This window comes from Luteimonas suaedae (assembly GCF_008312895.1).
In the GTDB taxonomy this organism is placed as follows: domain Bacteria; phylum Pseudomonadota; class Gammaproteobacteria; order Xanthomonadales; family Xanthomonadaceae; genus Luteimonas; species Luteimonas suaedae.
The window spans coordinates 77301-89038 of record NZ_VSSP01000007.1; the positions used below are offsets into that span (position 1 = coordinate 77301).

At 68.8% G+C, this 11738-nt stretch carries 11 protein-coding genes; 8 read left to right on the plus strand and 3 right to left on the minus strand.

Annotated features, from left to right (window positions below; all coding sequences use genetic code 11):
* Positions 1-3 precede the first annotated feature (3 nt).
* The 6 genes from rpmG (at position 4) to FXO19_RS11910 (ending at position 4402) form a co-directional block, all read left to right on the plus strand.
* Positions 4-168, plus strand: coding sequence for a 50S ribosomal protein L33 (rpmG, locus tag FXO19_RS11885; RefSeq protein WP_149195320.1), 165 nt, complete (start codon positions 4-6; stop codon positions 166-168).
* A 347-nt stretch (positions 169-515) separates the two neighbouring features.
* Positions 516-1934: a cardiolipin synthase gene (cls, locus tag FXO19_RS11890; RefSeq protein WP_149195321.1), complete on the plus strand. Its 1419-nt coding sequence runs from the start codon at positions 516-518 to the stop codon at positions 1932-1934.
* An 8-nt stretch (positions 1935-1942) separates the two neighbouring features.
* Positions 1943-2281 (plus strand): nuclear transport factor 2 family protein, encoded by a 339-nt coding sequence (locus tag FXO19_RS11895; RefSeq protein WP_149195322.1) that lies wholly within the window; start codon positions 1943-1945, stop codon positions 2279-2281.
* A 46-nt stretch (positions 2282-2327) separates the two neighbouring features.
* Complete coding sequence (locus FXO19_RS11900) at positions 2328-2792, plus strand: Rrf2 family transcriptional regulator (protein ID WP_149195323.1); 465 nt, start codon at positions 2328-2330, stop codon at positions 2790-2792.
* A gap of 45 nt (positions 2793-2837) precedes the next feature.
* Complete coding sequence (locus tag FXO19_RS11905; protein WP_223115499.1) at positions 2838-3509, plus strand: class I SAM-dependent methyltransferase; 672 nt, start codon at positions 2838-2840, stop codon at positions 3507-3509.
* Positions 3506-4402, plus strand: a complete 897-nt coding sequence (locus FXO19_RS11910) for an NAD(P)/FAD-dependent oxidoreductase (RefSeq protein WP_149195324.1) — start codon at positions 3506-3508, stop codon at positions 4400-4402. The genes FXO19_RS11905 and FXO19_RS11910 overlap by 4 nt, the downstream gene beginning before the upstream one ends.
* A 34-nt stretch (positions 4403-4436) precedes the next feature.
* Here the strand turns inward: FXO19_RS11910 and FXO19_RS11915 are convergent, their stop codons facing one another.
* Positions 4437-5279 carry an NAD(P)H-dependent oxidoreductase gene (locus FXO19_RS11915; protein ID WP_149195325.1) on the minus strand — a complete coding sequence of 281 codons (843 nt, stop codon included), beginning with the start codon at positions 5277-5279 and terminating at the stop codon, positions 4437-4439.
* Positions 5280-5370: 91 nt separating this feature from the next.
* Between FXO19_RS11915 and FXO19_RS11920 the strand changes: the two genes are divergently transcribed.
* Complete coding sequence (locus FXO19_RS11920; protein ID WP_149195326.1) at positions 5371-6303, plus strand: LysR family transcriptional regulator; 933 nt, start codon at positions 5371-5373, stop codon at positions 6301-6303.
* A 323-nt stretch (positions 6304-6626) separates the two neighbouring features.
* The gene (locus tag FXO19_RS11925; RefSeq protein ID WP_223115493.1) at positions 6627-7703 is read left to right on the plus strand and encodes a sensor histidine kinase; all 1077 of its coding nucleotides are present in this window, start codon (positions 6627-6629) and stop codon (positions 7701-7703) included.
* 129 nt (positions 7704-7832) lie between these two features.
* Here the strand turns inward: FXO19_RS11925 and FXO19_RS11930 are convergent, their stop codons facing one another.
* Both FXO19_RS11930 and FXO19_RS11935 read right to left on the minus strand, forming a co-directional pair.
* A complete protein-coding gene (locus tag FXO19_RS11930) occupies positions 7833-8981 on the minus strand; it encodes a PepSY-associated TM helix domain-containing protein (protein ID WP_149195328.1) in 1149 nt (382 codons plus the stop codon).
* Between the two features lie 265 nt (positions 8982-9246).
* Positions 9247-11400: a TonB-dependent siderophore receptor gene (locus tag FXO19_RS11935; protein WP_149195329.1), complete on the minus strand. Its 2154-nt coding sequence runs from the start codon at positions 11398-11400 to the stop codon at positions 9247-9249.
* Positions 11401-11738: the final 338 nt, after the last annotated feature.

The following is an 11738-nucleotide window of genomic DNA, read 5'->3' on the forward strand; positions in this document are numbered from 1 at the left end:
CCCATGGCTTCCAAGCGCGACAAGATCCGCCTGATCTCCTCGGCCGGTACCGGCCACTTCTACACCACCGACAAGAACAAGAAGAACACCCCGGGCAAGATGGAGATCAAGAAGTACGATCCCGTCGTCCGCAAGCACGTGTCGTACAAGGAAGGCAAGATCAAGTGACGTTCCGGCCCGCGCGCTACGCGCGCGGCTTTGCCGGAACGTCATCCCGGCGCAGGCCGGGATCCAGTGCCTCACCGCTTAACGCTACGTCATCCGGCGAAAGCCGGGATCCAGAAAAAGCCCGCCGCAAGGCGGGCTTTTTTCATCCCGCCCCTACAGTGCATCTGACCAAGCCCCCTTTGAAAAAGGGGGGTTGGGAAATTTAGGCGGCCGGCAGAGCAAGAGCAAAAGCAAATCCCCCCTGCCCCCCTTTTTCAAAGGGGGGATTTCCCAGATAGGCCCCGCTTTGCGTCCAGCCGGCCGCACCCCACAATCGCCACGATGACCACCGCGACCGCGACATCGCGATGACCTGGGAACTGTCCCTCGGCGCCTGGCTGCTGGCATTGGACTGGACCGTGCGCCTGGCGGCGCTCGCCTGGATTCCCAGCCGCACCACCCCGGCGGCGGCGCGCAGCTGGCTGTTGCTGGTGTTCTTCCTGCCGCTGGCCGGGCTGCCGCTGTACCTGCTGTTCGGCCATCCGTGGCTGTCGCGCGAACGCGTCCGCCGCCAGGCGCAGGCCTCGCAGGCGATCCGCGAGGGCCAGGCGCCACAGGCGGCGCTGCGCTGGACCCCGCCCGAGGGCGACGCCCAAAGTGAACTGGCGCCGCTGGTCGAGCGCCTGGGCGACTTCATGCCGGTGCGCGGCAACGCGGTGGAACTGCTGGACGACTACGACGGCTCGCTGCACGCCTTGCTCGACGACATCGACGGCGCCCGCGAACGCGTGCACCTGCTGTACTACCTGATGTTCGACGACGCCGTCGGCGAGGCCGTGGTCGCCGCGCTCGAGCGTGCCGCCGCGCGCGGGGTCAAGATCCGGCTGCTGCTGGACGCCGTCGGCGCCAAGCGCGGCTTCCGCCGCTACGCCCGGCGCCTGCGCAAGGCCGGGATCGAGGTCCACGACATGCTGCCCGGCGGCCTGCGCTGGCGCCGCAGCGGGCGCATGGACCTGCGCAACCATCGCAAGATCGCCATGGTCGACGACGACGTCGCCTACGTCGGCTCGCAGAACCTGGCCGAAGCGGAGTTCGTGCGCGGCTTTCCCAATCGCGAGCTGGTGGCGCGCGTGCGCGGCCCGGCGGTGGCGCACCTGGAGGCGGTGTTCGCCAGCGACTGGTACCTGGAGACCGGCGAGATCCTGGAGGTGTCCGCCACGCGGCCGATGCAGCCAGCCGACAGCGCCGTGCAGCTGCTGCCCAGCGGCCCGGCCTATCCGTTCGCCAACGCCCGCGACGTGGTCAACGCGGTGATCCACCTGGCGCAGCGCAAGCTGGTGCTGACCACGCCGTACTTCGTGCCCGACGACGCCACCCTCAGCGCGCTGCGCATCGCCGCGCTCTCGGGCGTGGACGTGCAGCTGATCCTCTCGGCCAGCAACAACCAGCGCCTGACTGCCTGGGCGCAGCAGGCCTGGTACGACGAACTGCTCGCCTGCGGGGTGCGCATCGCCCGCTACCGGCCGCATTTCCTGCACGCCAAGCACCTGAGCGTGGACGACGACATCGCCCTGCTCGGCTCGATCAACCTCGACATGCGCTCGTTCGCCCTCAACGCCGAAATCGGCCTGCTCTGCTACGACCGCGCCGTGGTCGCGCGCATGCGCGAGGTGGAGGCCGAGTACCTGCGCGATTCCGAACAGCTGTCGCTGGCGGCGTGGCGCACGCGGCCGGCCTGGAAGCGCAGTCTGGGCGGCATCGCGCGGCTGGCGGATTCCTTCATGTGAGGCCATCGATGTCCAGACAATCCGGTCCGGCAGATTTTGTTCAACGGCAGCTCGACGCCTACAACGACCACGACCTCGCCCGCTTCCTGCAGGCGTACACGGACGATGTGCTGGTCTACCGGCTACCCGGCGTCGCGCCAGTTCTGCGGGGCAAGCCCGCCCTCGCGGACCACTACCGCAGGCACAGGTTCAACCTGCCGGGCCTGCACGCCGAGTTGATCGACAGGATGGTGTTCGGCAACAAGGTCATCGACCACGAGCGCGTCACCGGCCTGTCCGACTCCCCCGTGGAGGTCGCCGCGATCACGGCGGAGGGCATCTCCAAGGTCTGGTTCGTCGACGGGTAGGCGGCGCCGATTGACTTCCGCCCTTTCATGCAACATCATAAGTTCCATGAAGCGAGACAGCCGACTGTCGGGCGTGCTCCACGTCCTGCTGCACATGGCCGAGCACGACGGCCCCGTGACCTCCGAGGTCCTCGCCCTGGCGATGGGCACCCATCCGGTGGTCATCCGTCGGGTCATGGCGGGCCTGCGCGAGCAAGGCTATGTCCGCTCCGAAAAGGGACATGGCGGCGGGTGGACGTTGGCCTGCGACCTGTCGCAGGTGACGCTGCGCGACGTCTACGACGCGCTCGGGCGGCCCTCGCTGCTGGCCATGGGCAACCGCACCGAATCGCCCGGCTGCCTGGTCGAGCAGGCGGTGAATGCGGCCCTCGGCCAGACGTTCGAGGCGGCGGAAGCACTGCTGCTTTCGCGCCTGGGCGAAGTGACGCTGGCGATGTTGAGTGCCGATTTCCACGAGCGCTTCGCCGTCCGCGGCGGCCACCACGACCTGGAATCAGCACATGTGGCGTGACGCGACGGATTCCCGGCGATGGAAGTGACCGGCATGAGCGAACTGATGGCGCCGTTCTCCGACCCGCAGGCCGTGGCCCGCTATGCCGAGGGCCCGCCGCGCTTCGTGCCGGGATTCGCGGACCTGCACCGGATGGCCGCCGTCCTGCTCGCGGAGCGCGCTCCCGCCAACGCCCGCGTGCTGGTCCTCGGCGCCGGCGGCGGCCTCGAGCTGAAGGCGTTCGCCGAGGCCCATCCGGGCTGGACGTTCGACGGCGTCGATCCGGCGGCCGAGATGCTGAAGCTCGCCGGGCGCACGCTCGGGCCGCATGCGTCGCGCGCGCGGCTGCACGAGGGCACCATCGACGATGCGCCGGACGGGCCGTTCGACGCGGCCGCCTGCCTGCTGACCCTGCACTTCCTGGCGCCGGAGGAACGGCGACGCACCGCAAGCGAAATCCGGCGCCGGCTCAAGCCCGGCGCGCCGTTCGTGGCCGCGCATGCCAGCTTTCCGCAGGGCGCGGCCGAGCGCGGGCGCTGGCTGTCGCGCTACGCCGCGTTCGCGATCGCCTCAGGCGCCGATCCGGACAAGGCGCAGGGCGCGCGCAAGGCGGTCGGGGCGCATCTGGACCTGCTCGACCCGGAAGCGGACGGGGCGATCCTGCGCGAAGCCGGGTTCTCCGACATCGCCCTGTTCTACGCCGCGTTCACCTTCCGCGGATGGGTGGGCTACGCATGAACCGGCATGACGCCATCGTCGTCGGCGGCAGCTTCGCCGGGCTGTCCGCCGCCATGTACATCGCACGGGCGCGGCGCTCGGTCTGCGTCATCGACGCCGGCCGGCCCCGCAACCGCTTCTCCGAGCACTCCCACGGCTTCTTCACCCAGGACGGTAGCGCGCCGGGCACGATGCTCGCCACCGCGCGTGCGCAGGTGGCGGCGTATCCGACGGTGCATTTCATCGACGGGAAAGCGGTCAACGCGGTGAAGCAGGAGGATGGCTACTCGGTCGCGCTGGCGGACGGCGAGGTGCTCGAAGGCGCCCGGCTGGTGCTGGCGTTCGGCATCTCGGACGAGCTGCCCGACGTTCCGGGCCTGGCCGAACGCTGGGGCAAGTCGGTGCTCCATTGCCCGTACTGCCATGGCTTCGAGTTCAGCAGCCAACGGCTGGGCGTGCTGCACGTCTCGCCGATGTCGGTTCACCAGGCCCTGCTGATCGCGGAGTGGGGGCCGACGACGCTGTATCTCGATGGCGCTTCCGAGCCCGATGCGGCGGCGCTGGCCGCACTGGAAAAACGCGGCGTTGCCATCGAGGCGGCACCAGTAAAGGCGCTGCACGGCGCGGGCACCGGACTCTCCGCGATCGAACTGGCCGGCGGGCGCATGGCGGATCTCGACGCGCTCTACATCGGCACGCGCACGCGCTTCAACAGCGCGATCGCAGAACAGCTGGACTGCGAACTGGACGAGGCGCCCTTCGGCCCCATCGTCCGCACCAACGACCAGAAAGCGACGTCGGTTGCCGGCGTCTACGCGGCCGGCGACATCACCCGCGGCGCCCACAGCGCGACCTTCGCCAGCGCCGATGGCGTCATGGCCGGCACCGCCCTGCACCGCTCGCTGGTGTTCTGAGGCGCCTCGCTTCCGCGGCAGTAACGCGCTTGGTTCAAGGCGCTTCCGGAACAGCGCGACGGGATCGGCCGACGCGGCCCGAACAGGCGGCGCCCGCGCCGTCCAAGTGCAGCGCAAAACCGGCCGCATCCGGATCGCCCAGGCCGGGGCGGAGCTGCAGGCTCGGGATCAGGTAGTCGCCGCCGTTCTGCCGCCGATATGGAATCGGCGCGGTGGTCGCGAACGTGCGCATCCGCTCGCGCAGGCGTTCGGCGACGCGCGCGAAGCCGGCGTCGTCGAGACGATCGACGCGGTAGGCCATGAACGGCGGAAGCACCTCGTAGCCCGGGTAGTAGAGGATGCCGTGATTGATCGGGAACAGCAGGTCGTCGATCGGCCCGTTGATCCCGCGGGCGGCGTAGTGCGTTTCCCAGCCGCCGGTGGTCACGATCAGCATCGCGCGCTTGCCCGCAAGAGTCCCATCGCCGAAGCGGTCGCCCCAGTGGTCGTCGCTGTGTTCGCCGACGCCGTAGGCGAAGCCGTACGCATACACCCGATCCACCCAGCCCTTGAGAATCGCCGGCATCGTGTACCACCACAGCGGGAACTGCAGGATCAGGGCGTCGGCCCACAGCAGTCTCTCGTGCTCGGCGCGGACGTCGGCGGTCAGCGCGCCGGCGGCGAAGGCCTCCGCGGACGCCGCGGCCACCCGCAGCCGCGCATCCGGTGCCAGCTGGGTGAAGTCGGCCCGGTCGACCTCGGATTTCCAGCCGTCGGCATAGAGATCGGATACCCGCACCTCGTGGCCCTCGGCCTCGAGCGCCTGGACGGCAATGTCGCGGAGCGCGCCGTTGAGGGAGCGGGGTTCGGGATGCGCGAAGACGAGCAGGACGTTCATGGGGACATCGGTGATCAGTGACGGGATGCATACGCTAGACAACGCCCGCACGATCCGATAGATGTATCAATGCATAGGATCATTCCGAATAATGGATAAATCGGACATCACCCTCGAGCGCATGCGCACCTTCGTCCGCGTCGCCGAGCGCGGGAACCTGTCGGCGGTGGCGCGCGAGCTCGGCATCGGCCAATCAACGGTCACCCGCCACCTGCGCGAACTCGAGGAGGCCGTCGGCGTGCCACTGCTCAGCAGGACCACCCGGCGCGTCACGGTGACCGACGAAGGCAGCCGCTACCACGCCCATTGCGTCCTGATCCTGCGCATGGTGGAGCAGGCCGGCGACGAGGCGCGGGGCACGCGCGGCGCGCCTGCCGGCATGGTCCGGATCTCCTGCACGGCGGCCTTCGGGGTACTGCACGCCAGCCGCCTGGTATTCGCGTTCCAGGACCGCTATCCCGACATCGGCGTCGATCTCAACCTCACCGATGCGCGCGTCGACCTGGTGCGGGAGGGCGTCGACGTCGCACTGCGCCTGGGCCCGCTCGCCGACAGCTCGCTGAAGCTGCGGACCCTCGGCCAGTCCCGGCGCCTGCTGGTAGCGGCGCCGGACTACCTGGCGGCGCGGGGCACGCCGACGGTCCCGCAGGACCTGTCCGGCCACGAGGGCATCCGCATGTCGAACGTGGCGGGCAGCGACACCCTCGCCCTGCAGGGCCCGGACGGTGCGCGCCACGCGGTGCCCTTCGGCGGACGCTTCCGCGTCGACCATGGACTCGCCGTGCGCGAAGCGCTGGTCGCCGGGCGCGGCATCGCGCCCACCCATCAATGGCTCGTCGGCGATCTCCTGGCCGCTGGCCGGCTGAAGGCGATCCTGCCCGACTATTCGCTGCCGCCGGTCCCGCTGAGCATGCTGATCGTGCCGGAGCGCGCCGGCATCACCCGCGTGCGGCTGCTGGTGGACTTCCTGGCCGACCAGATCGCCGGCATCCAGGGCATCGATCGACCGCGGCCGGAGCGCTGACCGCGAGCGCTACCGTGATGTCGATGCGGTGCATTTCGGTGCCGTTCGTCGGCCGCTGCCCGAGTTTCGACCCAGAGCAGCTACTGCCCCATCAGGGAATGCCTGACATTTGCCGTCATCCCCGCGAAGGCGGGAATGACGATCAAGAGTCGAGGTGTTTCAGAGGTTCCTTAAGGTTGCCGTCGCTGCCGTTGGGCGGCAATTGACGCAGTGCAGCGGATAAAGCGCTATGGTGCGCCATGATGCACGAGTTCCTCACCGCGAACCGGGCCGGGCTGATTGCCCGTTGCCGGACGAAGGTTGCCCAGCGCTCGCCGCCTGGCGTGCCTGCGAAGGAACTGGCCAACGGCGTCAGCATCTTCCTGGACCAGCTGATCAAGACGCTGGTGATGGAACAGACCGAAGCCCCCATGCAGAGCCACAAGGTGTCCGGACCATCGGGCGGCGGCAAGCCTGCGCTTTCGGAAATGAGCGATTCGGCGACCCGGCACGGCAAGGAACTGCAGGAACATGGATTCACCGTGGAAGAAGTGGTCCACGACTATGGCGACCTGTGTCAGTCGATCTCGGACCTGGCCTTCGAGACTGGCGTCGACATCGAGATCGACGAGTTCCGCACGCTCAACCGCTGCCTGGACAACGCCATCGCCAGCGCCGTGACCGAATTCGGCTACCAGCGCGATTCCGTCATCGCCGACAGACAGGCCGTCGCGCTCAACGAGCGTCTTGGCTTCTTCGCCCATGAACTGCGCAACCAGCTGTGCACCGCGACGCTGGCGTTGTCCGTCATCAAGCAGGGCAACGTGGGCTTGAACGGTGCCACCGGCGGCGTGCTGGACCGTGCCCTGGTGGGGCTGGGCAACCTGATCGATCGTTCCCTGGCCGAAGTGCGCATCACCGCCGGCCTGGAGGTGCAGCATCGTCTGTTCTCGCTGGCGGATTTCATCGCCGAGATCAAGCTGTCGGCAACGCTGGAGGCCCAGGTCAAGGGATGCGTATTGACCGTTTCCGACGTCGACCCGCTGCTGGCCGTCGACGCGGACCGCGACCTGTTGCTGTCGGCGATCGGCAACCTGCTGCAGAACGCGTTCAAGTTCACCCGTCCGCACAGCGAAGTGACCCTCAATGCCTATGCGCTGGCCGACCGTATCCTCATCGACGTGCAGGACCATTGCGGCGGCCTGCCACCCGGCCTGGCAGAAGACATGTTCAAGTCCTTCACCCAAGGCGCGGAGGATCGCAGCGGCCTGGGCCTGGGGTTGTCGATCTCGCGCCGCAGCGTCGAGGCCAACAATGGCGTGCTGAGCGTGCGCGACGTGGCGGGTTCAGGCTGCGTGTTCACCATCGACCTCCCACGCCATTTCATGACGGCTGCGGCTCCGGATGCGGGAAACGCCTGAGGGCCACGATCCGGAACGTTCGCTGTCACTTCAAGATCTCCATCGGAATCAGCCCCAGCCACGCCAACAGCAGCGCCAGCCACAGCCAGCGCCAGCGGCCCATGCCGCGCCAGGCGAGTTTCCACGGGCTCATGCGGCGGCCTCCGCGGCGCGGCGTCTGGTGGCGCGCCGTTGCCCGGAGCGCAGGGCGTCGGCGATGCGCAGGCCGTAGAGGTACACGCCGGTGATGCACAGGGTGGTGAGCAGGGCGCCGAAGACGAACCAGACGAGCTTGACCGGCAGGCCGGCGAAGTTGCCGAAGTGCAACGGGTCGGCCATCTCGGCGATGCGCTGGTGCACGTCCATGTCGCGACCGTCGCGGGTGCCGACCCAGCGGCCTTCAGCGACGTCGAAGGCCATGGCGTTCGCGCGCGGGCGCACCAGCACGGCTTCGGCCTCGCCCTCGATCAGCAGGGTGCCACCGACACCGGCGGGGCGAACGACGCGCACCTCGAATGCCGGCCAACGTGCGCGCGCCTCCGCCACGGCGCGGTCAACCACCGCGGCACTGGCGGGACCCGCATCGCCTTGCGCCTGTCCGGCCTGCAGTTTTGCCGGCGGTTCGGCACCGCCGCCGAGCGATTCCACCAGGTACCAGGTGCCGGTAAGCGCCATCAGCGCGATGAAACCCAGGCTCCATACGCCGGCCAGGCGGTGGAGGTCGCCCCAGAACCGACGCGGGCGGTCGCCGCGCGGGCGTACGAAGAAGCCGCGCCACCAGTGCCGGTAGATGTAGAGGCTGCTGACCAGGGTGATGACGAGCGGGATCGACAGCGCCGCCACCAGCGGCACGCCATAAAGCACCGGCAGCATCAGATGGCGATGGGTGTTGCGCAGGAAGCGGTGGGCGTTGAACCAGTGGGTGTCGCCGGTGACCTGGCCGCGGTACGGATCGACCCAGACGAAGCGCAGCCGCCCTTCCGGCGTGCGCGCCCGCACGCGCGCGGCGAAGCGGCTGCCCTCCGGGGCCTCGATGGCGCTGATCTCCCAGTCCGGATGGGCGCTGCGCGCGGCGGCGAGCATCGCGCCCCAGCTGATGCGCTCGGGGCCGGGGGCGACGCGGATCTCCGGATGCAGCAGCCAGTCGATCTCGTGCGCCAGCACCGCCAGGGTGCCGGTGAAGCAGACGAAGCCCAGGAACAGGCACAGCTTGAGGCCGACCCAGCTGTGCAGGTCGAACCACAGGCGGCGGCCGCGGGGCTTGCGGTGGTCGGTCTGGACTGGCGACGGCTGGCCCATGGAATGGTCTCTGATTTCCTCTCGTAGCGGGGAAGGACGATGAAAGTCGAAGCGTCCCTGCTTGCTGCTTCCCCCGTTGAAAAAGGGGGATTGAAGGGGGCGAAAGCCGCCGCTTGCAAGCCGTAGGCTTGCGGCGGCTCGAGCGCCCTCGCGCGCTGCGCGAGGGCCGGGAATCGCGTAGCGATTTGCTGTTGCTGTTGCTTTGCGAAGCGTCTGGCGAAGAGCAAATCCCCCCTGCCCCCCTTTTTCAAAGGGGGAAGAGCTGTCAGAAGGTATAGCGGGCTTGGAGATAGACACGGCGCGGCTCGCCCGGGAAGTGGCCGGTGCGCTCGATGAAACCGCTGGCGGCGTAGACCTTGTCGAACAGGTTCTTGACGTTGGCCTGGAAGTGCCAGCCGTTCCAGTCGGTCTGCCAGCTGAGATCATAGACGGTGTACGGCTTGACCCGCTGGCCGTCGATGCTCAGCCGCTCGTCGACGTAGTCGACGCCGAAGCCGACCGACGACAGCAGCGCCGGCAGTTCGTAGCGGGTCCACAGGCCCAGCGTGTTCTGCGGCGCGTTGGCGAACTTGTCGCCGACCGAGTTGGTGATGCCGTTGGTGCCGGCGTCGCGCACGCGGGCGTCGTTGTAGGCGTAGGCGGCGCTCAGCACCCAACGCGCGGTGACGTCGGCCAGCACGTCGAGTTCGAAACCTTCGCTGCGCACCAGACCCAGCGGCGCGAGCTGGTTGACGCCGTCGATGCTCTCACCGGTGGCCTGTAGCACGTTGCTGCGCTCGATACGGTACAGCGCCGTGTTGAGAGTGACGCGGCCGCCGGCGAGCGCGGTCTTGAGGCCGAGCTCCCACTGCCGGCTGCGCTCGGGATCGAACGGGCCGCCGACCTCCCGGCGCTGGTTGCCGGTCGACTGCGGCTGGAAGCCGCTGGCGACGTTGGCGTAGGCGTTGACGCCCTCGGCCAGGACGTACGTGCTGCCCAGGCGCCAGCTGAGGTCGTGACCGTCCACCTTCGAACCGTCCACCCGATTCTCGTCCTCGAAGCCGTCCCAGCGCAGCCCGGCCAGCAGCTGCCAGCGCGGGGTCAGTTCGACCTGGTCCTGCAGATAGCCGCCGTAGCGGGTGCCGCGGCTGCGGGTGGTGCGCCAGGGATCGAAGGTGTAGTCGGCGCCGGAGGTCAGCCCGTACACCGGCGCGAACAGGTCGACGCCCGGCACGTTGCCGCCGGCGACGTCGCTGTGCGCGGTGCGGCCCTCGAAGTCGTTGTCCTCGCGGTACCCGTCGATCCCGAACAGCACGGTGTGGTCAAGGCCTCCGGCCCGTGTGCGCCAGACGCCGTTGGCGTTCGCGGCCAGGCCCTCGACATGGCGCACCTGGTCGCGGAACTGGCGCGTCATCCATTCCGCGGTGCCGTCGCCGTCGCGGTCGATCAGGCCCCAGGGCTCGTGGTACTGCTGATGCTCGTCGTTCTCGAACCAGCGCGCGGACACGTCGATGTCGAGCGCGTCGGTAGGCGAGGCGGTGTAGGTGGCCAGCGCGATGCGCGCGTCCATGTCGAGGAAGTCGCTGGCCTCGTTGTGGTTCCAGCGGCGGTCGGCGAGGAAGTGGCCGTTGTCGTCGGCCGGTACGCCGCGCAGGCGGTTGCCGGCCTGGTCCTGGGCGATGTCGGTCAGCTTGAGGGTGAGCGTGCCGGTGGCGCCGACGTCGAGCGCGGCGGCCACGTCGCCCATGCGCACCTCGTTGTCGGTGTTCCAGCGGAACGGCTTTTCGTCTTCGCCGTAGATGCCGACGCGATAGCGCAGGCGCTCGTTGCCGGCCAGCGGCCCGGTCGACTGGAACGACGCGGCGGCGAAGTCGTCGTTGCCAACCCGCAGCTCCACGCTGGTCTGCGGATCGCGCTGCGGCTTGCGGGTGACGTAGTTGATCACGCCGCCGGGATCGCCGCCGCCGTAGAGGGCGCCGACCGGCCCCTTGAGCACCTCCACGCGCTCGATGTCGAACAGCTGCGGCACCGAGAAGCCGGCGTAGGGGTCGCCGCGCAGGCCGTCGTAGAGCACGTTCTCCTGGCGGAAGCCGCGCAGGGTGACGCCGGCGTAGCTGAAGAAGTTGATGCCGCTGATGCTGCGGTAGAGGTCGGTGACCTGGCGCGCGGCCTGGTCGTCGATCAGCTCGCGCGGCAGCACCTGCACCGACTGCGGCACCCATTCCAGCGGCGTCGGCGTGCGGGTGGCGGTGGTGGAGTCCTCGACCTTGTACAGGGTCTGCGCGCGGCCGACGACCTGCACCGCGTCCAGGTCGGTGACCGATTCCTGCGCCGAGGCGAGGGTGGACAGGCCCAGGACCGGTGCGAGCAGGACGGCGGGCAAGGCGGGGACCCGGCGGGTGGCGGGCGCTGGGCGCCTTGCTCTTGTCGGTAGCGGCATGAGGGCGATTCGTCTTGGGGCAGGGAATGCGAATCATTATCACATAATGTTGATTCTCGTTTCCTGGCTGGAGACGTTCCAGGTTGCGATCGAGACCTCTGGGGCGGAGCCGCGGTTGCTTGCTTGCCATCGCGAAGCCGCGACTGCGGTGGTTTGGAAACATGTCGCGGCTTCAGTCGCTTCCACAAGGTGATTCACAAGGCGACCCGTCCGGGCGGTCCTGCAGGGGCGGCCGCAGGAGCAACCCACGACGACATCGGTGGCGCATTCTCCTGTGGGCACGACAGAAGTCGCGACGACCGGATGCCGCGCAGTCGCGACTTTCGTCGCGCCCACAG